This is a genomic window from Streptomyces sp. NPDC048696 (assembly GCF_043198895.1).
Lineage (GTDB): Bacteria > Actinomycetota > Actinomycetes > Streptomycetales > Streptomycetaceae > Streptomyces.
Genome location: NZ_JBICVJ010000022.1, coordinates 36,192 through 61,259 on the forward strand (window position 1 = coordinate 36,192; position 25,068 = coordinate 61,259).

Annotated in this window: 23 protein-coding genes; 11 read left to right on the forward strand and 12 right to left on the reverse strand. The window is 71.7% G+C overall.

The window, feature by feature from the left end:
• Window positions 1-103: 103 nt before the first annotated feature.
• The 6 genes from ACGFRG_RS32625 to ACGFRG_RS32650 form a co-directional block, all read right to left on the reverse strand.
• Window positions 104-1,165, reverse strand: a complete 1,062-nt coding sequence (locus ACGFRG_RS32625; protein ID WP_361429706.1) for a BMP family ABC transporter substrate-binding protein — start codon at window positions 1,163-1,165, stop codon at window positions 104-106.
• 140 nt (window positions 1,166-1,305) lie between these two features.
• Window positions 1,306-2,580 (reverse strand): amidohydrolase, encoded by a 1,275-nt coding sequence (locus ACGFRG_RS32630; protein ID WP_361429783.1) that lies wholly within the window; start codon window positions 2,578-2,580, stop codon window positions 1,306-1,308.
• Window positions 2,581-2,829: 249 nt separating this feature from the next.
• The gene (locus ACGFRG_RS32635; RefSeq protein ID WP_393269805.1) at window positions 2,830-3,921 is read right to left on the reverse strand and encodes a hypothetical protein; all 1,092 of its coding nucleotides are present in this window, start codon (window positions 3,919-3,921) and stop codon (window positions 2,830-2,832) included.
• 51 nt (window positions 3,922-3,972) lie between these two features.
• Window positions 3,973-4,905, reverse strand: a complete 933-nt coding sequence (locus ACGFRG_RS32640) for an N-acetylneuraminate synthase family protein (protein WP_361429702.1) — start codon at window positions 4,903-4,905, stop codon at window positions 3,973-3,975.
• Window positions 4,906-4,917: 12 nt separating this feature from the next.
• On the reverse strand, window positions 4,918-6,117 hold the full coding sequence (locus ACGFRG_RS32645; RefSeq protein ID WP_361429781.1) for an acylneuraminate cytidylyltransferase: 1,200 nt from the start codon (window positions 6,115-6,117) through the stop codon (window positions 4,918-4,920).
• A gap of 89 nt (window positions 6,118-6,206) precedes the next feature.
• Window positions 6,207-7,538 (reverse strand): DUF6716 putative glycosyltransferase, encoded by a 1,332-nt coding sequence (locus tag ACGFRG_RS32650; protein WP_393269809.1) that lies wholly within the window; start codon window positions 7,536-7,538, stop codon window positions 6,207-6,209.
• A gap of 187 nt (window positions 7,539-7,725) precedes the next feature.
• Between ACGFRG_RS32650 and ACGFRG_RS32655 the strand changes: the two genes are divergently transcribed.
• The 4 genes from ACGFRG_RS32655 to ACGFRG_RS32670 are packed head-to-tail and all read left to right on the forward strand — an operon-like array spanning window position 7,726 to window position 10,633.
• Entirely contained in the window at window positions 7,726-8,730 is a 1,005-nt protein-coding gene (locus tag ACGFRG_RS32655; protein WP_393269812.1) for a glycosyltransferase family 2 protein, read from the forward strand.
• On the forward strand, window positions 8,730-10,067 hold the full coding sequence (locus ACGFRG_RS32660) for an alpha-2,8-polysialyltransferase family protein (RefSeq protein ID WP_393269815.1): 1,338 nt from the start codon (window positions 8,730-8,732) through the stop codon (window positions 10,065-10,067). The genes ACGFRG_RS32655 and ACGFRG_RS32660 overlap by 1 nt, the downstream gene beginning before the upstream one ends.
• Window positions 10,068-10,112: 45 nt before the next feature.
• The gene (locus ACGFRG_RS32665) at window positions 10,113-10,385 is read left to right on the forward strand and encodes a type II toxin-antitoxin system Phd/YefM family antitoxin (RefSeq protein ID WP_361429694.1); all 273 of its coding nucleotides are present in this window, start codon (window positions 10,113-10,115) and stop codon (window positions 10,383-10,385) included.
• Window positions 10,382-10,633 carry a type II toxin-antitoxin system RelE/ParE family toxin gene (locus ACGFRG_RS32670; protein ID WP_393269818.1) on the forward strand — a complete coding sequence of 84 codons (252 nt, stop codon included), beginning with the start codon at window positions 10,382-10,384 and terminating at the stop codon, window positions 10,631-10,633. Before ACGFRG_RS32665 ends, ACGFRG_RS32670 begins: the two co-directional genes overlap by 4 nt.
• Here the strand turns inward: ACGFRG_RS32670 and ACGFRG_RS32675 are convergent.
• Complete coding sequence (locus tag ACGFRG_RS32675) at window positions 10,626-12,098, reverse strand: FAD-dependent monooxygenase (protein ID WP_393269821.1); 1,473 nt, start codon at window positions 12,096-12,098, stop codon at window positions 10,626-10,628. The genes ACGFRG_RS32670 and ACGFRG_RS32675 overlap by 8 nt on opposite strands.
• A 38-nt stretch (window positions 12,099-12,136) precedes the next feature.
• Here ACGFRG_RS32675 and ACGFRG_RS32680 point away from each other — a divergent pair, with 38 nt between their 5' ends.
• Window positions 12,137-12,781 carry a TetR/AcrR family transcriptional regulator C-terminal domain-containing protein gene (locus ACGFRG_RS32680; protein ID WP_393269823.1) on the forward strand — a complete coding sequence of 215 codons (645 nt, stop codon included), beginning with the start codon at window positions 12,137-12,139 and terminating at the stop codon, window positions 12,779-12,781.
• 288 nt (window positions 12,782-13,069) lie between these two features.
• Here the strand turns inward: ACGFRG_RS32680 and ACGFRG_RS32685 are convergent, their stop codons facing one another.
• Window positions 13,070-14,668: a methylmalonyl-CoA mutase gene (locus ACGFRG_RS32685; protein WP_393269826.1), complete on the reverse strand. Its 1,599-nt coding sequence runs from the start codon at window positions 14,666-14,668 to the stop codon at window positions 13,070-13,072.
• Window positions 14,669-14,728: 60 nt separating this feature from the next.
• Here ACGFRG_RS32685 and ACGFRG_RS32690 point away from each other — a divergent pair, with 60 nt between their 5' ends.
• A complete protein-coding gene (locus tag ACGFRG_RS32690; protein WP_361429684.1) occupies window positions 14,729-15,631 on the forward strand; it encodes a L,D-transpeptidase family protein in 903 nt (300 codons plus the stop codon).
• A gap of 209 nt (window positions 15,632-15,840) precedes the next feature.
• On the opposite strand, the gene ACGFRG_RS32695 is transcribed toward ACGFRG_RS32690, so the two are convergent.
• From ACGFRG_RS32695 to ACGFRG_RS32710, 4 genes are all read right to left on the reverse strand, one after another.
• Window positions 15,841-17,019, reverse strand: a complete 1,179-nt coding sequence (locus ACGFRG_RS32695) for a hypothetical protein (RefSeq protein WP_393269829.1) — start codon at window positions 17,017-17,019, stop codon at window positions 15,841-15,843.
• Complete coding sequence (locus ACGFRG_RS32700; RefSeq protein WP_361429680.1) at window positions 17,019-17,657, reverse strand: RNA polymerase sigma factor; 639 nt, start codon at window positions 17,655-17,657, stop codon at window positions 17,019-17,021. The genes ACGFRG_RS32695 and ACGFRG_RS32700 overlap by 1 nt, the downstream gene beginning before the upstream one ends.
• A 299-nt stretch (window positions 17,658-17,956) precedes the next feature.
• Entirely contained in the window at window positions 17,957-18,547 is a 591-nt protein-coding gene (locus ACGFRG_RS32705) for an RNA polymerase sigma factor (RefSeq protein ID WP_361429678.1), read from the reverse strand.
• A gap of 139 nt (window positions 18,548-18,686) precedes the next feature.
• Window positions 18,687-20,330 (reverse strand): family 20 glycosylhydrolase, encoded by a 1,644-nt coding sequence (locus tag ACGFRG_RS32710; RefSeq protein ID WP_393269832.1) that lies wholly within the window; start codon window positions 20,328-20,330, stop codon window positions 18,687-18,689.
• 381 nt (window positions 20,331-20,711) lie between these two features.
• Here ACGFRG_RS32710 and ACGFRG_RS32715 point away from each other — a divergent pair, with 381 nt between their 5' ends.
• The 5 genes from ACGFRG_RS32715 (at window position 20,712) to ACGFRG_RS32735 (ending at window position 24,865) form a co-directional block, all read left to right on the forward strand.
• A complete protein-coding gene (locus tag ACGFRG_RS32715; RefSeq protein WP_393269901.1) occupies window positions 20,712-21,227 on the forward strand; it encodes a 2-oxo-4-hydroxy-4-carboxy-5-ureidoimidazoline decarboxylase in 516 nt (171 codons plus the stop codon).
• A gap of 228 nt (window positions 21,228-21,455) precedes the next feature.
• Window positions 21,456-21,836: a succinate dehydrogenase, cytochrome b556 subunit gene (gene sdhC, locus ACGFRG_RS32720; RefSeq protein ID WP_361429674.1), complete on the forward strand. Its 381-nt coding sequence runs from the start codon at window positions 21,456-21,458 to the stop codon at window positions 21,834-21,836.
• 8 nt (window positions 21,837-21,844) lie between these two features.
• Window positions 21,845-22,321, forward strand: coding sequence for a succinate dehydrogenase hydrophobic membrane anchor subunit (locus tag ACGFRG_RS32725; RefSeq protein ID WP_361429672.1), 477 nt, complete (start codon window positions 21,845-21,847; stop codon window positions 22,319-22,321).
• A gap of 31 nt (window positions 22,322-22,352) precedes the next feature.
• The gene (gene sdhA / locus ACGFRG_RS32730; protein ID WP_361429670.1) at window positions 22,353-24,107 is read left to right on the forward strand and encodes a succinate dehydrogenase flavoprotein subunit; all 1,755 of its coding nucleotides are present in this window, start codon (window positions 22,353-22,355) and stop codon (window positions 24,105-24,107) included.
• Window positions 24,107-24,865, forward strand: coding sequence for a succinate dehydrogenase iron-sulfur subunit (locus tag ACGFRG_RS32735; RefSeq protein WP_361429668.1), 759 nt, complete (start codon window positions 24,107-24,109; stop codon window positions 24,863-24,865). Before sdhA ends, ACGFRG_RS32735 begins: the two co-directional genes overlap by 1 nt.
• Window positions 24,866-25,068 lie beyond the last annotated feature (203 nt).

A 25,068-nucleotide genomic window follows, 5' to 3' on the forward strand; every position in this document is an offset into this window, starting at 1 on the left:
ATGGGCTCGGCGGGGAGGGGGCTCACCCTCCCCGCCGAGCCCGTGCACTACAGGTGCCGTGACCGGAGCCGGCCCCCGCGAGGAGGCCGGGTCACGGACCGGGTCACGGGGTGGTCTTGACCTTGACCGTGCCGTCGACGATCTTCTTCTGGGCCGCGTCGAGCTGGGCCTTGATGTCGTCGATGAAGCCGCCGCTGGTGGCGAGCGAAACGCCGCCCTTGGCCAGCGAGTAGCTGTTGGTGCCGGTCAGCGGCTTGCCGTCCTTGACGGACTTGACCAGGTCGTAGACGCCGACGTCGACGTTCTTGACGACCGAGGTCAGGATCGACGCCTTGTACTTGCCGAGCGACGCCTGGTTGTACTGGTCGGAGTCGACGCCGATCGCCCAGGCGCCCTTCTTGCCCGCGACGGCCTCGATGGCGCCGGTGCCGGAGGAGCCGGCGGCGGTGTAGATGACGTCCGTGCCCTTGTCGAGCATGCCCTGGGCGGCTTCCTTGCCCTTGTCGGGGCTGGCGAAGCCGGAGGTGTCCGAACCGTGCGACAGGTACTGGACCTGGACGTCGTCGGACGGCTTGGTGTCCTTGACGCCCTGGACGAAGCCCGCCTCGAACTTCTTGATGAGCGGGACGTCCACACCGCCGATGAAGCCGACGTGGCCGGACTTCGACTTCAGCGCCGCGGCGACACCCGCGAGGTAGGAGCCCTGCTCCTCGGTGAAGGTGATGCTGTCGACGTTCGGCGCGTCCACGACGGAGTCGACGATGCCGAAGGTGACCTTCGGGAACTTGCCGGCGACCTGCTTCATCGAGTTGGCGTAGGCGTAGCCGATGCCGATGACCGGGTTGTAGCCCGCCTGGGCCAGGTCGGTGAGGCGCTGGATGCGGTCGGCCTCGGTGTCCGTGGTCTTGGCGGTCAGCTCCTTGATGTCACCGCCGAACTCACCCTTGGCCTTGTCGATGCCGCGCGCGGCGGAGTCGTTGAACGAGTGGTCGCCACGGCCGCCGACGTCGTACGCGACACCGACCTTGACACCCTTGCCGCCCGCGCTGGACGACGCGGAGGAGCCCTTGTCCTTCTCGGAGGACGTGCTGCCACACGCGGTGGCGGAAAGCGCGAGCGCGGCGGTGGCGATACCGGCCGCAGCGATCTTGGATACCCGGCGCACGAGGAGGTCCCTTCAAAACGAACCGAGAGCGCCCCTACCGGCGCTGGTTTCGCGTCGGATCGTAACGCGCGTAGATGTCGCGTAAAGACCTGTTCGGAAGCCGTTATCGGATCGTCGCGAACAGGGGATGAAGTGTCCGGTTACGAACGGTGTCCTTCCAGCAGCGCAGCGGCAGTGAACAGCTCGACTCCGACCTCGATGGCCGCCTCATCGGCGTCGAAATCACCCCTATGCAGGTCAAGGCGGGCATTGGAGCCCGGGGTCCGCACGCCGAGGCGGGCCATCGCACCCGGCACATGCTCCAGGTACCAGGAAAAGTCCTCGCCACCCAGACTCTGCTCGGTGTCCTCGATCGCGAACGCCCCTCGGCGCGCCGTCTGAGCCTCGCGCAGGAGTTCGGTCACCGCCGCGTCGTTGACGACCGGCGGCACCCCTCGTACGTACGTGATCTCCGACTTGGCCCGGTGCAGGGTGGCGATCTCGTCGATGGCGGCGTGTACCAGGTCGGGCGCGTCGCGCCAGGCGTCAAGGTCCAGGCACCGAACAGTTCCGGCCAGCTCGGCACGCATCGGGATGACGTTGCAGGCGTGGCCCGCGTCGATCCGGCCCCAGGTCACCGCGAGCCCGGCGCGCGCGTCGATCCGGCGGGCCAGCAGCGCGGGGACGTCGGTGACCACGCGGGCGGCGGCGGTGACCAGGTCGGTGGTCAGATGCGGCCGGGCGGTGTGGCCGCCGGGCCCGGCCAGGGCGATCTCCAGGCGGTCGCAGGCGGAGGTGATCGCCCCGACCCGCAGCCCGATCCGGCCCGCGTCCACGCGCGGGTCGCAGTGCACCGCGATGATCTTCCCCACGCCGTCGAGCACGCCGCCCAGGATCGCGTCGGCGGCGCCGCCGGGCAGCACCTCCTCGGCGGGCTGGAAGATCAGCCGGACCGGGTGCGGCAGCAGGCCCTGCCGCTCCAGCGCGGCGAGCACCAGACCGGTGCCGAGCACCACGGTGGTGTGGATGTCGTGGCCGCAGGCATGCGCCCGATCGGGGACGGTCGAGCGGTACGGCGTGTTGACTTTGGCGTCCGGGATCGGCAGCGCGTCGATGTCCGCCCGGATGGCGAGCATGGGCCGCACACCGCCCGCCCGTCGCCCGCCACCACCCTTATCCGAGCTTCGCGCCCCTTCCGTGCCGATGTCGCACACGAGTCCGGTCCCGGTCGGCAGCACCCGTGGCTTGAGCCCGTCCGCCTCAAGGCGCTTCTTGATCGCCGCAGTGGTCCGGAACTCCTGGTTCCCGAGCTCGGGGTGCATGTGCAAGTCCCGGCGGAATGCGATGAGTTCGGCGCGCAGCGACTCGGGCAGCACGCCGGGAAGCGGAGCTTCCCCGGGCAGATCGGCTTCGGACTCGTCGGAGGCGCGCGACATCAACTGGTTCACCTGTTGAAGGGTAGGCCCCTTCAGGGGCCAACTAACCGGCGATCAACAAAAGTTCAGCCCGATAGGGGAAAGAATCCTGGCCACCGGACGCATATCGCCCGCGCGGGCTGGGTAAACTCGGCGCCCGGTTCTCAGCTCCGTGCCAGCCATGTCGCAGCCCCCTCTCAGCGGGCTCTCAGCGCCGTCTCAGGCCCCGGCCGCACCCGGTTCGCACAGGCGTTCACGCTGTACGGGTGTTCAGGCGGTCAGGCAGTCCGGCGGCCGGGCCGCCACCATGCGCAGGCCATGGGCGTCGCGGGCCGTGCCGGTCACGTCCGCGAGGAAGCCCTGAGCGCGCGGGGACGCCTTCTCGGTGAGCCATTCGGGGTCGATGTCGCAGACGAGCAGGCGCACGCCGGTGCCGGCGAGCGCGGGCGGCAGGGTGTGGACGACGGTGGACGGGAAGCTCAGGACGGTGCCGCCCACCGGGCCCCGGCGGGCGATGAGTTCGAGCGGCAGGTCCGGTCGTACGATCTCCAGACCGGTACGGGCGTGCAGCGTGCGCAGCTTCTCGGTGGACTCGCGGCGGTGGGCGAAGTAGCGGGTCACGCCATGGGTGCGGGCCAGCGACGCGACCGCCTCCAGATAGCGCTCGGGGTCGACCACGCCCGTCTCCACCAGCGAGGTGCCCACCAGGTCGGCGCCCTTGGTGATGCGCGGCGGGCCGAACCGGGCGCGGGTCCAGCCGAAGGTGTTGCGGGTGACCGTGACCGCCTCGGGGGCCTGAACGGGCATCGCGCTGAACACCTCGACCGTACGGCTGCGCGACGGGGTGAGGCGGCGGCGCGCGGAGGCCGCCACCGGTGCGAAGAGCAGATCGCGCGCCCCGGCCCGGCTGCCGCGCCGGTGCCAGCGCACCAGCCGCTCGCCACTGGCCAGTTGGGAGACGAACTCCATGGTGGCCGTGCCGTCGTCGACGACGACCAGGTCGCGCGAGCGCGCCACGGTCAGCAGCAGCTGCACATAGCGCGAGAACGGGTCGCCGATGACGATCCGCTCGGCGCCGCGCAGCAGCGAGGAGAGCCCGCCGATGGTGCGCAGCGGCGCGAGCGCCCCGTCGCGCGCCTCCTCCCAGCGCACCCGCATGCCCTCGTCACGGGCCAGCTCCGCCATCCGGCGCAGCTGGCCGCGCGACATCGGGTCGGTGGGCGACAGGACGACCACGGTGAGGTCGTCGTGGACGGCCGCCGTGTCCTCGGGGCCGGTCCGCTGGGCCGGCACACCGTTCAGGAGCGGGCGCGTCGAATGGGCCCACTCCAGCACGTTGAGCAGCTGGACCGGGCTCTCCACGAAGGCGATCGTGGCGCAGGTGTCCCGAGGAGGCACGGCGGCCGGCCCGGCTCAGACCGCGACCGGCGCGCGGTCGGCCTCGGCGGCCTCGGCCTCGGCGACGACGCCCGCGACCCGGCGCAGCTTCTTCATCGGGGCGCGCTCCGACTCGTACACCTTCTTGACGCCGTCGCCGAGCGCGGCCTCGATGGTGCGGATGTCGCGGACCAGGCGCTGCAGGCCGCCCGGCTCGACGGAGGCGGCCTGGTCCGAGCCCCACATCGCGCGGTCCAGGGTGATGTGGCGCTCGACGAAGGCGGCGCCGAGGGCGACCGCGGCCAGCGTGGTCTGCAGGCCCGTCTCGTGGCCGCTGTAGCCGATCGGGACGTTGGGGTACTCGGCCATCAGGCTGTTGATGACCCGCAGGTTGAGCTCCTCGGCCTTCGCCGGGTACGTGGAGGTGGCGTGACAGAGCAGGATGTTGTCGCTGCCCAGGACCTCGACGGCGTGGCGGATCTGCTTCGGGGTGGACATGCCGGTGGAGAGGATGACCGTGCGGCCGGTGGCACGCAGGGCGCGCAGCAGCTCGTCGTCGGTGAGCGAGGCGGAGGCGACCTTGTGGGCCGGCAGGTCGAACTTCTCCAGGAACGCGACAGCCTCGGTGTCCCACGGGGAGGCGAACCAGTCGATCCCGCGCTTCTTGCAGTGCTCGTCGATGGCGCGGTACTCCGACTCGCCGAACTCCACCCGGTGGCGGTAGTCGATGTAGGTCATCCGGCCCCACGGGGTGTCGCGCTCGATGTCCCACTGGTCGCGCGGGGTGCAGATCTCCGGCGTGCGCTTCTGGAACTTGACGGCGTCGCAGCCCGCGTCGGCGGCGGCGTCGATCAGGGCGAGGGCGTTGCCCAGGTCACCGTTGTGGTTGATGCCGATCTCACCGGTGACGTACACCGGCTGACCCGGTCCGGCGGTGCGGCTGCCGAAGGTGCGCAGACGGTTGCTCATGAGGGTGATTCCTTACTGGGCGGGGGAGTTGTGGAGCTGCGAGGAGGGGGTGGGGTGGTGCTGAGGGGTGTGGTGGAGCTCGGGTCCGAGGAGCCAGGCGGCGATCTCGCGGATCGCGCCCTCGCCGCCGGGGGTGGCGGTGACCGCGCGCGCCGCGGCGCGTACGGAGTCATGGGCGTCGGCGACCGCGACCGGCCAGCCGACGAGGGAGAAGCAGGGCAGGTCGTTGACGTCGTTGCCCGCGTAGAGCACCCGCGCCGGGTCGATCCCCGCCTCCTCGCACCACTGCTTGAGCGCGAGGTCCTTGCGGTCGATGCCGTGCAGCACGGGGATCTTGAGCTTGCGGGCGCGGGCGGCGACCACCGGGTTCTGCTCGGTGGACAGGATCAGCAGCTTCAGACCGGCGCGGCGCAGGGCCGCGATCCCGAGCCCGTCACCCCGGTGCACGGCGACCAGTTCGCGGCCGTCGGCGTCGATGAGCACCCGGTCGTCGGTCTGGGTGCCGTCGAAGTCCAGGACGACCGCGTCGACGTCCTCGCGGACCGGGGTGCGGACCGGGTCGAGCAGCGGCGCGAGCGCCCGCGCGCGGGCCAGGTCGTGCGGGTCGTCGATCTCCAGGACCCGCGCGGGGTCGGTGCGTACGAGCGCGGTGCGGCCGAAGAAGCGGTGCTTGTGGGTGCGGAATCCGGCCGCGTCCATGGCGTACGCGGCGCCGGTCTCCAGGAAGTCCTGCGGGCGGTCCTGGCGGCGCGGGCGGAACGCCTTGTCGTGGCCCAGGCCCTCGCCGCCCCGGCCGCCCTCCTGTGCCGACTCGCGCCAGACGAAGCCGTGGAAGGGGGCGACGGTGACCGCCGTGTCGGCGCCGTCCACGACGACGGCCTCGGCGACGCCCTCGACGTCCTCGTGGCTGAGGAACGGGCTGGTGCACTGGACGAGCAGGACGACTTCGGCGTCCGCGTGGCCCTCAAGCGCGTGCAGCACGGCCGCCTCGCTGGAGGCGGTGTCCCCCGCGATGGCGGCGGGCCGCACCACGACGTGCGCCCCGGCGGCGGCGGCCGCGGCCGCGATGCCCGGGTCGTCCGTGGAGACGGCGACGTCCGTGACATACCGCGCGGCGAGGCAGGCCTGTACGGCCCGGACGACCAGCGGGACGCCGCCGACCGGGGCGAGGTTCTTGCCGGGGACGCCCTTGGAGCCGCCGCGGGCGGGGATGACGGCGAGGACCTTGCGGCGCGCGGGCGTTGCCTGCCGCGGCGCGGCCGTGGTCGGGGTCGTGACGGGCGAGGTCTCGTAAGGCGGGGTCACAGTTCTCCCATCCGGCGGATGACCGGGGCCACGCGCTGGACGCCGTGGCGGTAGGCCCCGCGGGCCGCGTCCCGTACCGCGTCGCGCACCAGACGGCGTACGCCGGTGGCCTCCGCTTCGGGCGCGGCGCCCGGCAGCGGGGTGCCGTCGGGGGCGAGGTGGTGGCGGGCGAGAAGGCCCGGGAGGTATCCGGGCGCGGTGGCGGGTGTGTAGTAGGGCTGTACGGGCGGGAGTCGGTGCCGGGACACCAGGTCAGCGATCCGCTCGCGCACGCCGTCGAAGGCGGTCGCGTACGCGGCGCCCGGGGCCACTCCCTGCGCCGCGAGCCAGCGGGCGTCGGGGGCGGGGCGGTGTCCGGCGTCCAGCTGGTCCCAGGAGGCGAGGCAGCCGGAGCCGATGAAGTGGTGGTTGCCCAGGTTCTCGCGGACGCCCAGATCGGTGAGGACGGCGGTCGGCACCGAGCGGTGCAGGGATTCCAGGGCGGCGGTCGAGGAGACGGTGACCAGCAGGTCGGTGCGGTCCAGGACCTCGCCCATGTTCCCGTACACCAGACGGAAGTTGGGCGGCAGGTCGAGGGACCGGGCCAGCTTCTGGTACGGCTGCTCCTCGATGTGCGTGGTGTGCTCGCCGGGCTTGGAGCGCAGCTTGAGCAGCACCTCGCGGCCGGGGTGGCGGCGGGCGTGCCCGACCAGGCGCCGCAGCAGATACATCCGGTCGGCGCGGCTCTCCGGCACCGACGGCTGGGCGGCGAACACGACGGTCTCGCGGCCGGGTTCGGGACGGTAGGGCGCGCCGCCCAGGAACGGCAGCGCGGCCTCGGTCACCGCCGACGCGTCGGCGCCCACGCCCTCGTACACCGCCCGGAAACGCTCCGCGTCATGGCGGGAGTTGGCGAGGACGACGTCGGCGCCGTGCCGCAGCAGCAGCCCGTCCGCCAGCTTCTCGTAGACGACGCCCACATAGCCGGTGACCAGGACGGGTCTGGAGGTGTGGCCCGGCCATAGCCGGGCGAGGCCGTGCAGTGCCGCCTGGGCCGCGCCGCCGACCAGCGCGAGGACCACCACGTCGTACGGCTCCCGCTCGACGGCCCGCAGGAACGCGGCCATCGTCACCTCGCGCAGCGCGTCGGCGGCGACCCCGACCTCACCCACCTCGGCGAGCTGCCGGGCGGTGGGCGTGGCCCGGCCGCGCAGCAGGAAGCCGCTGAGCTCGGGTGCGCGCTCGGCTATCCGGCGGGCGGTGAGGGCGCCCCATTTCCACCGGGTGTCGGAATCCGCGACAACGGCGATCCGGAGCGGGGCGTCGGCGGGACGGGTACGTGATGGCACGTCGACGAAACTAGGAATCCATTCCGTTTGATGGCCCAACTGGACCGCAACAGATGGTTAACAGCGCGACTACTCAAGGGGAAAGAGCCCGCAATGCGAACCGGTTAACAATCCGGCCGCCCAGTGTTCACCCACCGTCCCTCGCCCGGCCAGGGCGAATGACGCGGCGGCACTTAGCGTCACGCGGGTGGTCAAGCTCTCCGTGGTAGTGCCGTTCTACAATGTGCGGACATATGCCCCCGACACCCTGAGAAGTCTGCGCGACAACGCGCGCGACGACTTCGAGTTCCTTCTGGTCGACGACTGCTCGTCGGACGGGACGGCCGAACTGCTCGCCCGCGCCGAGCGCGAGCTGCCGGGGGCGGTGGTCCTCAGACACGAGAGGAACGGCGGCCTCGCCACGGCGCGCAACACCGGCATCGACGCGGCGCGCGGCGAGTACGTCACGTTCCTCGACGGCGACGACTGGCTCGCGCCCGGCCACTACTCCCAACTGGTCGCCATCATCGATGAGTTGGGCTGCGACTTCCTGCGCACCGACCATGTGCAGTGCACCGGCAAGGAGCGCACGGTGCAGCGGGTGCCGCACGGGCGGCGCGGCGAGGTGCTGAACCCGCGCGAGGCGATCCTGCCCACCACCCGCTCCACCTCGGTGGACTACGCGTTCGCCTGGGCCGGGATCTACCACCGCCGCCTGGTCGAGCGGGGCCTGCTGCACTTCACGGACGGGCTGCGCACCGCCGAGGACCGGCCGTGGATCTGGCGGCTGCACCGCGAGGCGGAATCGTTCGCGGTGGTGGGTCTGCTCGGTGTCTTCTACCGCCGCGGAGTGGCGACTTCCCTGACGCAGATCGGTGACGTACGCCAGCTCGATTTCATCAGGGCATTCGACCAGGTAATCGAGGAAACAGCTCAAGATCCAAATTCCGCGGAACTGCTCCCGAAGGCGGTACGGACGTACTGCGCCATTATTTCCCATCACCTGGGGAACAGCGAAAGGTTCGAACCCGCCGTGGCACGGAAACTGCGGACGATGAGCGCGGGTGCGCTGAAAAGGATGCCGCAGGACGTACTGAACGAGGCGCTGGGCGCGATGGACGCGGCGCGCGCCTCCCGGCTGCGGCGGCTGCGCGGCCGCGCCGCCTCGACGCCGTCCGCCGCCGCCGTCCGGACCGCGGGGGCCGCGGCCTGATGCGTACGACGCAGATCTTCCTCGCGACCACGCTGTACGGGATGGCGACGCTGGCCGCCGCGATCGACAGCGACTGCTTCGCCCCGGCGGACCGGCGACTGCTGCTGATCAGCAACAACGCCCCGATCCCGGAGACTTCGCCCGCGCTCGACACCATGCCGGGCTTCGCGCTGCTGCGGGAGCGCTTCGACGGGGTGCTGTCGTGGAACGCCACGATCGCGCCGCTGCACCCGGGCGGCTGGGCGCCGCGCGCCGACGACGTACCGCTGTGGGAGCGGCAGCTGCGGCGCGAGTGGCACCTCGGGGACGACCGGATCGAGCTGGCCGTGGAGTCCATCCAGGTCAACCCGGCGGGCGCGGTCGCCCAGCTCTTCCCGGACGCGCCGCTGCACGTGTACGCGGACGGCCTGATGAGCTACGGCCCCACCCGCAACAAACTGGACCCGCTGGTGGGTTCGCGGGTCCGCCGGGTGCTCCACCTGGACCTGGTGCCGGGCCTCGAACCCTTACTCCTGGGCGAGTTCGACACCCCGGCGGAGGTGATCCCGACGGCGGCGTTCACGAAGGTGGTGAACGAACTGGCGGCGGAATCAGGTGAGTTGGACGTCCCCGAGGGCGCGGCCCTGCTCCTCGGCCAGTACCTGGCGGCCCTCTCCATCCTCACCGAGGCGGAGGAGGAGGAGCTCCACCTCAGCATGCTGAAGGGGGCGGCCGGGCGGGGCCACCGCCGGATCGTCTTCAAGCCGCACCCGTCGGCCCCGCCCGCCTGGTCGCACTCGCTGCGCGCGGAGGCGGCGAAGCTGGACGTCGAACTGACGGTCCTGGAGAGCCCGTTGCTGGCCGAGGTGCTGTACGAGCGGATCGGCCCCGAGCTGGTGGTGGGCTGCTTCTCGACCGCGCTGCTCACGGCGTCGGCGTTCTACGGCATCCCGGCGGCCCGCACCGGCACCGAGCTGCTGCTCGACCGGCTCACGCCGTACCAGAACAGCAACCGGGTGCCGGTGACGCTGGTGGACGCGCTGCTGCCACCGCTCACGGGCCCGGCCCCCGAGCCGCCGGCGGATCTCGCGGCCCTGGTGTCGGCGGTCGGCTACGCGATGCAGTCCGAGATCCGCCCGGACCTGCGCACCCCGGCGGAGCGCTACCTCTCCCACCACCTCACCGACCACACCTGGCGCTACTTCAAGCGCCGCCGCCTGACCACCCTGGCCCTCCCGGGCGCGATCCCGTCCCAGCTGTCCTTCATCCCGAGAAACGCGACGGTACGCAGGCTGGCCCGCCGGGCCCGGTCGGTGGCACGGCGGGCACGGCGGGCACGGCGGGCACGGGCGATGTAGCCGGATTACACACCCCACATACCCGCAGGTGTGTACAGTTTTGCCATGGAGACCTATCCGCTCGTAGAGGCGCGCAATCAGCTCGGCCAGCTCGTGGGCCGAGTCCGGCACGGTGGCGAACACATCCTGATCAGCGAGTACGGCAAGCCGGCGGCGGCCCTGGTCCCCATAGAGGAACTGGAAGAGCTCGAACGCCTCCGGGACCAGGCCGACCTGGCCGAAGCGCGAGCCCGCGACGCGGCCCCGACCGGACCCCCCATGGGCCATGACGAGTTCATGACCCAGCTGGAGGCCGAGGACCGGCAGGCCGGACTGTGACGTACGCGGTGGTGTGGGAGGCCAGGGCGATGGACGAGTTCCGCCGCCTGCGCCAGGCCGAGCCGGTGGGCGCGAAGGCCTGTGCGGCGGCGGTACGGGAGTTAGCCGAGTCCCCTCGACCAGCGGCCGCCCGAGCCCTCGGCGGCTCGGGCTACTACCGGCTGCCCGTGGGCACCTGGCGGGTGCTCTACCGGCTGGAGGAAGCCGCCATGTCCGTTCACGTCGTCAAGGTCGGGCAGGTCACGTGAGCGCGACACCGCACCGCGCCAGATAGTCGGCCAGCCCCTCGGCCGTCTGACCCGCCCAGCCGATGTAGCCGTCCGGGCGGATGAGGAACAGGCCGCGCCCGTACGTCTCGTACGCGCTCAGGGTGTGCACGTGGACCAGCTCGTTCGCGATCTGCGGGGCTTCGGTGCCGATGGCCAGCAGGGTGAAGTGCGGGCCGCTGAAGAGGTCGAAGAGGCGGCCCTCGGGCAGTACGCCGTCGGGGGCGCGGTCGCCTGCCTCCAGCGTGCCGGCCCGGCCCGAGGAGAGCGGGCCGCCCCGGTAGCCGATGCCGAGCTGCTTGACCACGTTGCCGCGCTGGCTGTCCCCGCCGAGCAGGGCCTGGCGGTGCAGCCGGGTACTCATGCCGAGGACGTCGGCGGCGACCGGCTGCCGCTCCTGCTCGTAGGTGTCGAGCAGCGCGGCCGGGGCGCCGTGCCGCAGCACCTGGCCGAGCTTCCAGCCGAGGTTGTAGGCGTCCTGGACACTGGTGTTGAGGCCCTGGGCACCGGCCGGCGAGTGCACATGCGCGGCGTCCCCGGCGAGGAAGACCCGGCCCACCCGGAACCGCTCGGCCATCGCGGCCCGCGGCCGGAACTCCGAGGCCCAGACGACCTCGCTGATCTCGTCGGCGGCGACCGGCGTACGCGTGGCGATCAGCTTCCGTACACCCTCGGGGGTGGCGTCCGGCACCGCGGTCACGTCCTCGTACTGGGCGACCAGCTGGAACAGCCGGGGGGCGCCCGGCAGCGGGCAGAGCACCACGGCGCCACCGCTCGCGCCCGTCCACGCATGCCAGTTGTTCGCGTCGACGAACGCGTCCGGCGCGACGATCACATCGGCCACCAGCATCGGCTTGGGGTCGACCGACTCGCCGTTCATGGCGACGCCGAGCAGTCGGCGCACGACGGACTTGCCGCCGTCGGCGGCGACGAGATAGCGGGCGCGGAGCTCGCGGCCGTCCGCGAACCGGGCCGTGACCGCGTCGGCGTCGGCGTCGGCGGCCTGGTCGAGCCCGGTCAGCTCGGCGTCGAAGACGACCTCGCCGCCGAGGGCGCGCAGCTCGTCGTGGAGCAGCGCCTGGAGGTCCGCCTGCCCGATGATCAGGCCGTTCGCGTACGGGGTCTGCTCGGTGGGCTCGGAGCGCTCCATCATGTCCCACTCGCGCCCGCGCGTCCTGCCGTCCGGGCCCTCCCAGGCGAGCATCCGGGGGTACTCGCTCCCGGCCGCGCGGACCCTGTCCAGGATCCCGAAGTCGTGCAGCACCTCCTGGGTGCGCGGCTGGAGGCCCTTGCCGCGCGAACCGGGGAAGAGCCGGTCGCCCTTCTCGACGAGCAGCGCGGAGACGCCGCGGCGGGCGAGGTCCATGGCGAGCACCAGGCCGGTGGGGCCGGCGCCGCAGATGAGTACGTCGGCGTCGAAGGCTTCCTTAACGCTGTTAAGTTCCATGCCGCCGAGAATGCGCTTAACGGTGTTAAGTTGTCAAGGTGGCTACGACGAGAATCGACCGCGCGCTGGTCGCCGAGACCGCGCTGCGGCTCCTGAACGAGGTGGGCCTCGACGGCCTCACCCTCCGCGCGATCGCCAAGGAGCTCCAGGTCCAGGCGCCCGCGCTGTACTGGCACTTCAAGAACAAGCAGGAGCTGCTTGACGAGATGGCGACGGTGATGCAGCGCCGGATGACGCTGCCCGGGGGCGGTGTTCCGGGGGTGTCCCCCGACGCCCCCTGGCAGCAGCAACTGGCCGGATTCAACCGGGCGTTGCGGGCCATGCTGCTGAGCTATCGCGACGGGGCGAAGGTGTACGGGGGCGCGCGCTTCACCGGCACCGACCACGCCGGGTCGCTGGAGCAGCTGCTCGGCGCGATGCGCGCGGCGGGCATCTCACCGTACGACGCGGCGCTGGCCGGGACGACGGCGTACGCGTACACGATGGGCTTCGTGGCCGAGGAGCAGGGCATGGGGCCCGAGCCCTTCGACGTCTCCGCACGCGCGGAGCGGCTGTCGGAGTACCCGCTGGCCGCGGCGGCGGGCCCGGCGCTGTTCGAGGGGTACGAGGAGCGGTTCGAGGCGGGGTTGCGGGTGGTGATCGCGGGAATCGAGACGGTGTACGGGTCGCCTGCGGCGGGCTGAGCCGGTTTTCGCCCGCGGGTGGGTGGGGGTTGCTCGCGCCCACGCGGCGGAGGGGGCGACCAGCGAGGGGCGCCCGCAGGGCGCATTCAGGGGCGCGGGGAACTGCGCGACCAGCCACGCACGGTCCGCAGACGACCAACTCGCGCCGCAAGGCGCTTTAGGGGCGCGGGGAACTGCGCGAGCAACCCAGCACGGTCCGCAGACGAAGAGATCGCCCCGCAGGGGCGCATTCAGGGGCGCGGGGAACTGCGCGACCAGCCACGCACGGTCCGCGGACAACCGACCCGCTCAGAACACCTCGTCCGGGACATACGACCCCCACACCTCCCGCAGCGCCCCGCACACCTCCCCCACCGTCGCGCGAGCGGACAGCGCCGACTTCATCGGGTACAGGACGTTGTCCGTGCCCGCCGCCGCCCGGCGCAGGTCGGCGAGGGCCGCCGACACCGCCCGGGCGTCGCGCGAGGCCCGCAGCCGCTCCAGCCGGGCCGCCTGCCGCGCCTCGATCGCCGGGTCGACCCGCAGCGGCGCATACGGCTCCTCCGCATCCATCCGGAAGCGGTTGACCCCGACCACCACCCGCTCACCGTCGTCCGTCTCGCGCGCGATCCGGTACGCCGACCGCTCGATCTCGCCCTTCTGGAAGCCCTGTTCGATCGCGGCGACCGCCCCGCCCAGATCCTCGACCCGCCGCATCAGCGCGAGGGCCGCCGCCTCCACGTCGTCCGTCATGCTCTCGACCGCGTACGAGCCCGCGAACGGGTCGACGGTCGCCGTCACGTCCGTCTCGTACGCGAGCACCTGCTGCGTACGCAGGGCCAGGCGCGCGGACTTGTCCGTGGGCAGCGCGATGGCCTCGTCGAAGGAGTTGGTGTGCAGGGACTGGGTGCCGCCGAGGACCGCCGCGAGGCCCTGGACGGCGACCCGGACGAGGTTCACCTCGGGCTGCTGGGCGGTGAGCTGCACCCCGGCCGTCTGCGTGTGGAAGCGCAGCATCAGCGACTTCGGGTTCCGCGCGCCGAAGTCCTCCCTCATCACCCGCGCCCAGATCCGGCGCGCGGCCCGGAACTTGGCGACTTCCTCAAGCAGCGTCGTGCGCGCGACGAAGAAGAACGACAGGCGCGGGGCGAAGTCGTCGACGTCCATCCCGGCCGCGACGGCGGTGCGTACGTACTCGATCCCGTCCGCGAGCGTGAACGCGATCTCCTGCGCGGGCGAGGCACCGGCCTCCGCCATGTGGTAGCCGGAGATCGAGATCGTGTTCCACTTCGGGATCTCGGCCCCGCAGTAGCGGAAGATGTCGGCGGTCAGCCGCAGCGACGGCTTCGGCGGGAAGATGTACGTGCCCCGGGCGATGTACTCCTTGAGCACGTCGTTCTGGATGGTCCCGGTCAACTGCCCGGCCGATACGCCCTGTTCCTCCGCCACCAGCTGGTACATCAGCAGCAGCAGCGCGGCCGGCGCGTTGATCGTCATCGAGGTGGAGACCCGGTCCAGCGGGATGCCGTCGAAGAGCACCCGCATGTCGTCGACCGAGTCGATCGCCACGCCCACCTTGCCGACCTCGCCGTGCGCCAGCGGCGCGTCGCTGTCGTGGCCCATCTGGGTGGGCAGGTCGAAGGCGACGGACAGGCCCGTCGTGCCGTGGGCGATCAGCTGCCGGTAGCGCGCGTTGGACTCGGCCGCCGTGCCGAACCCGGCGTACTGGCGCATCGTCCAGGGCCGCCCGGTGTACATCGTCGGGTACACGCCCCGCGTGAACGGGTACGCCCCCGGCTCGCCGAGCCGGTCCCGCGGGTCCCAGCCCGCCAGGGCGTCCGGCCCGTACACCGGGTCGATGGGCAGCCCGCTCTCGGTGCGCCGGGCATCCTCCGCGTCACGCGCCATGTGCGCCTCGCTTTCCTCGCGGCTTCTCTGCAACCGTTCGGCCCGCGAAACAGTCTCTGGGTGCACCAGAGACTCATCAGGGGGGCGACGATGCGCCGGATCCATCTCACCACTGTCATAGCCAGGACGCTCGCCGCGGCGACCGTGCTCACGGTCACAGCCGCGTGCGGCGCCGGGTCGGACAAGGCCGCGGTGGGGGTCGCTCCGGCCACACCGGCGGCGGCCGCGGCCAACTCGGCGGCGGCCGACAGCGCCGCCGACGACAACCAGGCCGACGGCTCCGCGAGCCCGGCCGCCTCCGCCGACCAGGCCGTCGCCAAGACGCCCGGCAAGGTCCTGCTGGCGGCCGGCGCCAAGGGCGACCAGGTCAAGGACCTGCAGGCCCGGCTCGCCCAGGTCGGCTGGTTCGACGACACGCCGTCCGGTACGTACGGCAGTGTCACCTCGGCCGCCGTCAAGGGCTTCCAGGACAAGCGCCAGCTGCCCGCCACCGGCTCCATGGACACCGCGACCTGGCAGAAGCTGTCCGCCATGACGACCAAGCCGACCCGCGAAGAACTCGCCGGGACGGCGGTCAACAAGCCGAAGACCAAGCTGGACAAGCGCTGTATGACCGGCCGCGTGCTGTGCATCAGCAAGACCACCCGCACGCTCAACTGGGTGGTGAACGGCAAGGTCCTGTCGTCCATGGACGTGCGGTTCGGCGCGCAGTACACACCGACCCGCGAGGGCACCTTCAAGGTCTTCCTGAAGAGCAAGAACCACGTCTCGTCGATCTACCACACGCCGATGCCGTACGCGATGTTCTTCAGCGGCGGCCAGGCCGTGCACTACTCCTCGGACTTCGCCAAGCGCGGTTACGCGGGCGCCTCGCACGGCTGCGTCAACGTGCGCGACAAGAAGAAGATCGCCGCGCTCTTCGACCAGGTGCGGATCGACGACAAGGTCGTCATCTACTGGTGAGCGGGGCCGCCCACCCCTGAACACGACAGTGCCCCCACCGGATCACCGGTGGGGGCACTGCCGTACGGGAGAGGGCGCGGGCGGGATCGGGGGAACGTGTCCCGCCCGCGCCATTCGCGCCGAGCCGTGGGTACGGGGGGAACCCCGGCTCTGTGCGCCGCCGATGACCAGTCGGCTCACTTCTTACTGCGCCACCGGGCCGAAAAGTGTCACACCCACCGGTCGAGGCCGCTGTCGAGCCGCCGGTCGGCCGTCCGCGCGGCCGTGTCCGGCGTCGCCGTCGGGTACGCGGCGAGGGTCGTCCGGGACGCCGGCGGGATCAGCGGGACCTCCACCGGAAGGCTCGGCGAGGCGTCCGCGCCGCCCGGCGTGACGGGCAGCCAGGGGTTCGCCGAGGGCGCGCCCGCAGGCGGCCTGCTCCAGCTCACGGTGGGCAGCTTCAGGACCGAACCGTCACGTCCGCCCAGGCCGCCGGGGGCCCCATGGCCGTCCCCCTTGTCGTCGCCGGAGCCGCCCTTGCCGCCGGAGTCCTTGCCGCCCGAGTCGCCGTCGCCACCCGAGCCGCCCTTGCCGCCGGAGCCGTTCTTGCCGCCCTTGTCCACCTCGTCGATCACGCGGTCGCACAGCCGTTTCACATTGGCGGCGCCCTGAGCGGCGTTTTCCAGCCAGTGCCGACGCGTCTGGTCGAGCCGCCCCGAGGTGTAGTCGCGGCACGCCTCGACGGTCTTGCCGGCCCAGTCGGTGCCGGGCGCATCGCCCTTGGTCGTCGGGTCGGGCGTGGCCGACGGGTGCTGTTCCGTCCCGCCGGACGCGGTGGCGCTCGGCGAGCCGGGCCCGCCCGAGGGCGTACGGCTCGGCGTCGGCGACTTCGGCGGCTTCGACCCGCCCGTGCTCGCGGGCGAGTCCGAGGAGATCGGCCCGGGGGTCGCGGGCGACACCGAGGAGACGGGCTCGGGGTCGGCGGTGCCGAGGCCGGGCAGCACCCCGGTCCCGGCGGCCACGGCCACCCCGCCCAGCGCGCACCCGGCCAGGGCCGCGGCCAGACCGAAGCGGACGGGCCGCAGGCGGCGGCCGCGCGCGGGCTCGCGGGACTTCTTCGGGCCGCGGCCGACCCGTACGACGTTGTCCGCCGTGACGGCGGTGGGCGCGGCACCGCGCTGGGCGCGCGCCTGCCGGAAGGCGGCCAGCGCGGCGGCCTCACCGGGGAGTTCACGGGTGGCGGAGGCGGCCGGGGCGGGCGCGGCGTCCTGCCGCGCGATCGCGCGCAGCACCGCGGAGAGCCGTTCGGCCTGCTCGCGTGCGTGACCGTCGGCGGGTACGACCGGTTCGCCGCGGAGCAGCCGCTCCGCGGCGTCCTCGTCCAGCCACTCGTGGCGCTCGTCGGCCATCACATGTCCTTCTGCGTCGGCGCGCCCGATTGCGTCACACCGCACGACCGATTGCGTTGCGGCGGCACACCACCGAGATCCGGGCCGTTCTCCGAGCCGAGCAGCTCGGCCAGCCTCTTGAGGCCGCGGTGGGCGGCCGTGCGCACCGCGCCGGGCCGCTTGCCCAGCGTCTCGGCCGCGCTCTTCGCGTCGAGGCCGACCACCACGCGCAGCACCACGGCCTCGGCCTGGTCCTGCGGCAGTTGCGCGATGAGCGCCATCGTACGTCCCGTGGCGAGGGACTCCATCGCCTCGCCCGCGGTGTCCGAGTCGGCGGCGCGGCCGGTCAGCTCGCTCTCGTCGCCGCCGACGGCGGGGCGCCTGCCCCGCATCCGTATGTGGTCCAGCGCCCGGTTGCGCGCGATGGTGGCGGCCCAGCCCCGGAAGCGGTCCGCGTCGCCGCTGAACCGCTCGATGTCGCGCGCTATCTGGAGCCACGCCTCGGAGGCCACGTCCTCGGCGTCGGCCTCGCCCACGAGTGTGCGGGTGTAGCCGAGCAGCCTCGGGTGCACCGCGCGGTACACGGCACGGAACGCGTTCTCGTCGCCGTCCTGTGCCGCGAGTATCGCGGTGGTCAGCTCCGCGTCTTCCCCCTGCACTCTCCGCACCCTGCCCTGGTGTCGCAGCCGGTCCCGCTGCCGCGCCGAGCGGCGCGAAGGAGCACGCTACGGCCTGTACGGCGGTTAAGTCCATTACTTGTACAACCCGCAACAATCCACTGACTCAGCGCGGTGTGACAGAAAACGCAGCCATGGCGCTGAGAGGAGTACGGGGTCGCCACACGGCCCCGACGGAAGGCGACCGGGGCCTCTCCTGTGGGGGGTGGCGGCCCCGGTCGTCCTCCCGCTCCCGACCCCCGCTCCCCGCGCGCCCGTCACGGCGCCGCACCCGACGGCGGTCACGGGTCCCCCTCCGGCGACAGGCGCGCCCCGAGACGGCGCAGCCCCCGGTGCGCGGCGGTGCGGACCGAACCCGGGCGCTTGCCGAGCACCCTTCCCGCCGCGGCGCCGTCGAGCCCGGCCACCACCCGCAGCAGCACCGCCTGGGCCTGGTCGCGCGGCAGGGTGGCGATCACCTCCAGGACCCAGCGGGTCGCCAGCGCCTCCAGGGCCGCCTCGGCCGTGTCCTGGCCGCCGGGCAGCTCCAGCGCCTCCTGGTCGAGCGGCACGCCCCGAGGTCTTCGGCGCTGGCGGCGCAGATGGTCCATGGCGCGATGGCGGGCGATGGTCGCGCTCCAGCCCCGGAACCCGGCCCCGTCACCCCGGAACCGCGCCAGATCACGGGCTATCTCCAGCCACGCCTCGGACATCACGTCCTCGGCGTCGGCCCCCACCAGAGAACGTACGTAGGCGAGCAGCCCCGGGTGAACGAGCCGGTAGGCGACCGCGAAGGCCCGCTCGTCCCCTTCCTGGGCACGCGCGACGGCCGCTCCGAGCTCGGCGTCGTCGCTCCGGTTCCGGCCACGGCGCTGGTCCCCACCCCTGCCCATGGTCTGTTCTGCGCACGGGCGCGCGGAAGTGTCACTTCCGGGTACGGAACGGGATCACTTCCGGGTCCGGACGGGCCCACATCGAGCTCCCGGACGGGGCTCGCGGGGTACGGGCTCACGGGCTCACGGGCTCACGAGCTCAGCCCAGCTTGTCCGCGAGCTCCTTGAACGCCTCCCACTCCAGGGCGGGCGTACGCGGGTCCCACAGCTTCTGGGCGAGGGCCCGCAGCGGCATCCGGATGCCCTTGGCCACCTGGTCCGGGGTCTGCGCGTCGGCCCGGTCGCACCACACCGCGAGCCGGGCGCCCAGGATCTGCTCCGAGTAACGGGCGGGCACCGGCGCGGTGCCGCGCAGCACCAGCGGGGTCCACTCCTGGTAGATGCGGCGGCCGGTGGGGTACTTGAAGTCGTTGGGCTCGCCGAGCACGTAGTACAGGTACTCGTCGTTGAGGTTGACCGTCTTGCGGCCCTCGGCCAGGTATTCCTCCGGCGGGCGCGCGCCGAGCTCCTTGCCGGTCCAGTACTCGACCTGGCGGGCCGGGTCGGGGGCGACGTGGGTGCCCTTGAAGTAGCCGTCGTTCCACGCCTTGAACGTCTTGCCGAACGGCCGCAGCGTCGCCGCCCGGTCGTTGAGCCAGCCGGTCGCCAGGTCCGCTATGCCGCCCTCGGGCCCGTACTTGGCGCGCGCCGCGGCGGCCAGGCCCGGGTAGGCGGCCGCCGGGTCCTTCGCCATCAGCGCCAGGTACTCGTCACCGCCGAGGTGCCAGTAGGCGCCCGGGAAGAGGTCCGCGTACTCGCGCAGCAGATCGTCCACGAGCTTCGCCGCGTCGGGATTGGCGATGTCGACCGCGCCCTTGGTGACCTTGCCCGTCGCGTCCCGCAGCTGCAGATCGGGGTGCGCCGCGAGGACCGCGCCCAGGTGCCCCGGCGAGTCGATCTCCGGGACCACCTCGATGTGCAGCCGGCGGGCGAGCGCCACGATCCGCTCCACCTCGCGCTTGCTGAGGTGGTCGCGCGAGACGACCTCGGGGTGCGAGGCGGACTCGATGCGGAAGCCCTGGTCGTCGGAGAAGTGCAGCCCCAGCTGGTTCAGCTTGAGGTCGGCCATCTCGCGCAGCCGGGCCTCTATCCAGGCCGCGGTGAAGGGCTTGCGCGCGATGTCGAGGTTGAGCCCCCGCTGCGGGCGGTCGGGCTTGTCCTCGACGGTGCCCTCGGGCATCACCCCGCCGCCGCGCAGCGCCTGCTTGAGGGTGCGGGTGCCGTAGAAGACCCCGGCCTCGTCGGGCCCGGTGATCTTCACCGTACGGTCGCGGGCGGTCAGCGTGTACGACTCGGGGGCGGCCTGCGGGGTGGGGGTGAGCGCCAGCTCTATGTCCCCGGCGCGCGGCGCCTGGCCCTGCGCGTACTGCGCGTCCAGCTCCCCGGCGAGCAGCTGCCCCTCGTCGGACAGGGCCTCGCTGCCGGTGGCCACGACCACCCGGGTGGAGGCGACGGGCCGGAAACCGGGACCGCGCGCGGGCTCGTGCCGGGCCACGGCGGGAATGGTGCGCGGCGGCGAGGAGAGCGGGTAGATCTGGGTGGGCGAGGAGGACGCGCCCGGCTCGGCCTCGGCCCGCCCGCCGTGGCCGCCGTGGGTGTCGTCCTCGGGCCAGACCACCACGGTGAGCGCGAGGGCGGCGACCGCCGCCACGGCGACGCGCGCCACCAGGGCGCCCCGGGATATCCGGGTCGTCCGGTCACCCCGGGCGCCATCGGCGCCGCCGGCACTCCTGGACTGCGACATTACTCAGAATCCTCCCATACGGGAACAAGTCCGGCGAAAGCGAGCGGCAGCGCCCCGGAGGCGTCCACTATGCGCACCTCACCCCGCACGTCCGGGTGAAATGCGCGCATCCGTCGGGCACCCCCCACCCCGCGTCGATAGCGTGGCGGCACTCCCACCTCCGCTTCCCCTCCCGCCTCCGCGTCGTCTCCGTCTCCCCGGCGGCGTGCGCATGAAGCCGCCGTTCCCCCGTACGTTCCACCAGCTCGTCGCCCGCTCTAGGAGCCCACGCTGTCCAGCGAATCCCACGCCGGCCCCCGGAAGCGACCTTCGCCACTTCATCACACTCCCTGCCCGACGACCCGTCCGGCCGTAGCGGGGCAAGCACTTACGAATGCCAGCATTCCGGACGCGTACGAGCCCATCACCGACGGACTCCGGCGTCTCAACCATGCCCCGGCGGCGGCCGCCGAAGCCGCGCTGCTCGCCTGCTGCGCCAGCCGTCGCTGGGCGCTGCGGCTGGCCGCCCACCGCCCCTATCCGGACCTGGACGCGCTGCTCGCCGCCGCCGACGAGGCCAGCTACGACCTCTCCCCCGCCGATCTCGCCGAGGCCCTCGCCGACGAGCGCTCGCCCGGTCTGCGCCCCTCGGCCCCGCAGTCGGCGCACACCGCGCTGCGGGCCGCGCACGCCGCGTACGAGAGCAGGTTCGGGCACGTCTTCGTGATCTGCCTGGAGGGGCTGCGGCCCACCGAACACCTCAACCAGCTGCTGGCGGGCATCCGGGTGCGGATGACCAACGAGCGCCACGCGGAGTCCGCCATCGCCGCCGAGGAGCTGCGCCGACTCGCCCGCGCACGGCTCGCCCATCTCGTAACCAATCATCCAGAACCGGACACCGCGGTCGCCGTCCGCTGAACACCTGCCCGCCACCGGCCCGCTGACGGCTCGTCCAGGGCCGCGCGGGGCCCGCTCCATAGCCCGTCCGTGGCTGTTTGATTGCCTGTTTGATCACACCTGCGGACCCCGCGCGAACGAACCGACATCTCGTCGCTACGATGACCGGGGCCGGTGGACCGTACCCGGCCGGGTCAGACCGACAGTCAAGCCGGCCGGCCCTAGTCCCCGCTCCCGGAGGGTTTTTCCGTGCCGGCTGGAACGCTGTACCGCGGCCGGGAAGGTATGTGGTCGTGGGTGGCTCATCGAGTCACCGGTGTCCTCATCTTCTTCTTCCTGTTCGTCCATGTCCTCGACACCGCACTCGTGCGGGTCTCCCCCGAGGACTACGACAAGGTCGTCGCTACCTACAAGACGCCCATCGTGGGTCTTCTGGAGTACGGCCTCGTCGCCGCCATCCTCTTCCACGCGCTCAACGGTCTCCGCATCATCGCGGTCGACTTCTGGGCCAAGGGTCCGCGCTACCAGAAGCAGATGCTGTGGTCCGTCGTGACCATCTGGCTCGTTCTGATGATCGGCGCGCTGTACCCGGTGCTCGGTCACGCCGCCCGTGAACTGTTCGGGAGCTGAGGTCTGACATGTCTGCCGAAACCACTTCCGCGATCGGCGAGGTCGAGGGCGCGAGCCTGTACGACGCCGACAACCCGGCGCCGCTCATCGAGGCCCCGCGCCAGCGGACCAAGAAGACGCCGAAGTCGACGCGCACCAACTTCGAGCTGTACGGCTGGCTGTTCATGCGGCTGTCCGGCGTCGTCCTGGTCGTGCTGGTCATCACCCACCTGTGCATCCAGCTGGTGCTCGACGGTGGCGTCTCCAAGATCGGCTTCGCCTTCGTGGCGGGCCGCTGGGCGAACCCCTTCTGGCAGGTCTGGGACCTGGCCATGCTGTGGCTCGCGATGCTGCACGGCGCCAACGGCCTGCGCACGGTCATCAACGACTACGCGCAGCGGGACAACACCCGCTTCTGGCTGAAGATGCTGCTCTACACCGCCACGGTGTTCACCGTCCTGCTGGGCACGCTGGTGATCTTCACCTTCGACCCGAACATCCGCTAGGCCACGGGCTGAGGGACAGAGGAATTCACTGATGAAGATCCACAAGTACGACACCGTCATCGTCGGCGCCGGCGGCGCCGGTATGCGCGCCGCCATCGAGGCGACGAAGCGCAGCCGCACCGCCGTGCTGACCAAGCTCTACCCCACGCGTTCCCACACGGGCGCGGCGCAGGGCGGCATGGCCGCGGCGCTCGCCAACGTGGAGGAGGACAACTGGGAGTGGCACACCTTCGACACGATCAAGGGCGGCGACTACCTGGTCGACCAGGACGCCGCCGAGATCCTGGCGAAGGAGGCCATCGACGCCGTTCTCGACCTGGAGAAGATGGGCCTGCCCTTCGGCCGTACGCCCAAGGGTGAGATCGACCAGCGCCGTTTCGGCGGTCACTCCCGCAACCACGGCGAGGCCCCGGTCCGCCGCGCCTGCTACTCGGGCGACCGCACCGGCCACATGATCCTCCAGACCCTCTACCAGAACTGCATCAAGGAGGGCGTGGAGTTCTTCAACGAGTTTTACGTCCTCGACCAGCTCATCGCCGAGGTCGACGGCGTCAAGACGTCCGTCGGCGTGGTGGCGTACGAGCTCGCGACCGGCGAGATCCACGTCTTCCAGGCCAAGTCGGTCATCTACGCCTCCGGCGGCACCGGCAAGTTCTTCAAGGTGACGTCGAACGCGCACACCCTGACCGGTGACGGCCAGGCCGCCTGCTACCGCCGCGGTCTGCCCCTGGAGGACATGGAGTTCTTCCAGTTCCACCCGACGGGCATCTGGCGCATGGGCATCCTGCTGACGGAGGGCGCCCGTGGTGAGGGCGGCATCCTCCGCAACAAGGACGGCGAGCGCTTCATGGAGAAGTACGCGCCGGTCATGAAGGACCTCGCGTCCCGTGACGTCGTGTCCCGCTCCATCTACACGGAGATCCGTGAGGGCCGCGGCTGCGGTCCCGAGGGCGACCACGTCTACCTCGACCTCACCCACCTCCCGCCGGAGCAGCTGGACGCGAAGCTCCCGGACATCACCGAGTTCGCGCGTACGTACCTGGGCATCGAGCCGTACACGGACCCGATCCCGATCCAGCCCACCGCGCACTACGCCATGGGCGGCATCCCGACCAACGTCGAGGGTGAGGTCCTGGCGGACAACACCACCGTCGTACCGGGCCTGTACGCGGCCGGCGAGGTCGCCTGTGTCTCCGTGCACGGCGCCAACCGCCTGGGCACCAACTCGCTGCTCGACATCAACGTGTTCGGGCGCCGGGCGGGCATCGCGGCGGCGGAGTACTCGGCCAAGGCCGACTACGTCGAGCTGCCGGAGAACCCGGCCGAGCTGGTCGAGAAGACGGTCAAGAACCTGCTGTCGTCCACCGGCACCGAGCGGGTCGCGGTCATCCGCAAGGAGCTCCAGGAGACCATGGACGCCAACGTCATGGTCTTCCGCACCGAGCAGACGATCAAGACGGCCGTCGAGAAGATCGCCGAGCTGCGCGAGCGCTACAAGAACGTCTCGATCCAGGACAAGGGCAAGCGGTTCAACACCGACCTCCTGGAGGCCATCGAGCTGGGCAACCTGCTCGACCTGGCCGAGGTCATGGCCGTGTCGGCCCTGGCGCGCAAGGAGTCCCGCGGCGGTCACTACCGCGAGGACTACCCCAACCGCGACGACGTCAACTTCATGCGCCACACCATGGCGTACCGCGAGGTCGCGGACGGCGGCAAGGACTCGATCCGCCTCGACTACAAGCCCGTCGTCCAGACCCGCTACCAGCCGATGGAGCGTAAGTACTGATGGCCACCCCCACTCTGGAAAAGGCGGAGGCGGGCTTCGCCGACTCCCCGTACATCACGGTCACCTTCCGGATCCGCCGGTTCAACCCGGAGATCTCGGACGAGGCCACCTGGCAGGACTTCCAGGTCGAGATCGACCCGAAGGAGCGCGTGCTCGACGGTCTCCACAAGATCAAGTGGGACCTCGACGGTTCGCTGACCTTCCGGCGCTCGTGCGCGCACGGCATCTGCGGTTCGGACGCCATGCGGATCAACGGCAAGAACAGGCTCGCCTGCAAGACGCTGATCAAGGACCTGAGCCCGGAGAAGCCGATCACGGTCGAGGCCATCAAGGGCCTCACGGTCCTCAAGGACCTGGTCGTGGACATGGATCCGTTCTTCCAGGCGTACCGCGACGTGATGCCCTTCCTGATCACCAAGGGCAACGAGCCGACGCGCGAGCGTCTGCAGTCCCCCGAGGACCGCGAGCGCTTCGACGACACGACGAAGTGCATCCTGTGCGCCGCGTGCACGTCCTCGTGCCCGGTGTTCTGGAACGACGGCCAGTACTTCGGCCCGGCGGCGATCGTCAACGCGCACCGCTTCATCTTCGACTCGCGTGACGAGGCGGCGGAGCAGCGGCTGGAGATCCTGAACGACAAGGACGGCGTGTGGCGCTGCCGCACCACGTTCAACTGCACGGACGCGTGCCCGCGTGGCATCGAGGTCACGAAGGCGATCCAGGAAGTCAAGCGCGCGCTGATCACTCGCCGCTTCTGAATTCCTTTGCAGTACGCGTGCGAGGCCCCGTTTCCCTTCCGGGAGGCGGGGCTTTCGCGTTCGTCCGCGGGCCGTGCTGGGTTGCGCGCGCCCACGCGGCGGAGCCGCAAATGTCACAGCCCCGCGCCCCTTAGATGGGCCCTTCGGGCCCTCCTTCAGGGGCGCGGGGAACTGCGCGACCAGCCCCCACCCACCCGCAGGCA

What these genes read in the sequence shown, in the direction of transcription:
- ACGFRG_RS32630 (WP_361429783.1), bottom strand. Translation starts at nt 2,580, where the DNA reads ATGTCGCGCGCCTCCGACGAGTCCGAAGCCGATCTGCCCGGGGAAGCT.
- ACGFRG_RS32640 (WP_361429702.1), bottom strand. Translation starts at nt 4,905, where the DNA reads ATGAGCAACCGTCTGCGCACCTTCGGCAGCCGCACCGCCGGACCGGGT.
- ACGFRG_RS32660 (WP_393269815.1), top strand. Translation starts at nt 8,730, where the DNA reads ATGCGTACGACGCAGATCTTCCTCGCGACCACGCTGTACGGGATGGCG.
- ACGFRG_RS32665 (WP_361429694.1), top strand. Translation starts at nt 10,113, where the DNA reads ATGGAGACCTATCCGCTCGTAGAGGCGCGCAATCAGCTCGGCCAGCTC.
- ACGFRG_RS32675 (WP_393269821.1), bottom strand. Translation starts at nt 12,098, where the DNA reads ATGGAACTTAACAGCGTTAAGGAAGCCTTCGACGCCGACGTACTCATC.
- ACGFRG_RS32685 (WP_393269826.1), bottom strand. Translation starts at nt 14,668, where the DNA reads ATGGCGCGTGACGCGGAGGATGCCCGGCGCACCGAGAGCGGGCTGCCC.
- ACGFRG_RS32695 (WP_393269829.1), bottom strand. Translation starts at nt 17,019, where the DNA reads ATGGCCGACGAGCGCCACGAGTGGCTGGACGAGGACGCCGCGGAGCGG.
- ACGFRG_RS32705 (WP_361429678.1), bottom strand. Translation starts at nt 18,547, where the DNA reads ATGGGCAGGGGTGGGGACCAGCGCCGTGGCCGGAACCGGAGCGACGAC.
- ACGFRG_RS32710 (WP_393269832.1), bottom strand. Translation starts at nt 20,330, where the DNA reads ATGTCGCAGTCCAGGAGTGCCGGCGGCGCCGATGGCGCCCGGGGTGAC.
- ACGFRG_RS32725 (WP_361429672.1), top strand. Translation starts at nt 21,845, where the DNA reads ATGTCTGCCGAAACCACTTCCGCGATCGGCGAGGTCGAGGGCGCGAGC.
- sdhA (WP_361429670.1), top strand. Translation starts at nt 22,353, where the DNA reads ATGAAGATCCACAAGTACGACACCGTCATCGTCGGCGCCGGCGGCGCC.
- ACGFRG_RS32735 (WP_361429668.1), top strand. Translation starts at nt 24,107, where the DNA reads ATGGCCACCCCCACTCTGGAAAAGGCGGAGGCGGGCTTCGCCGACTCC.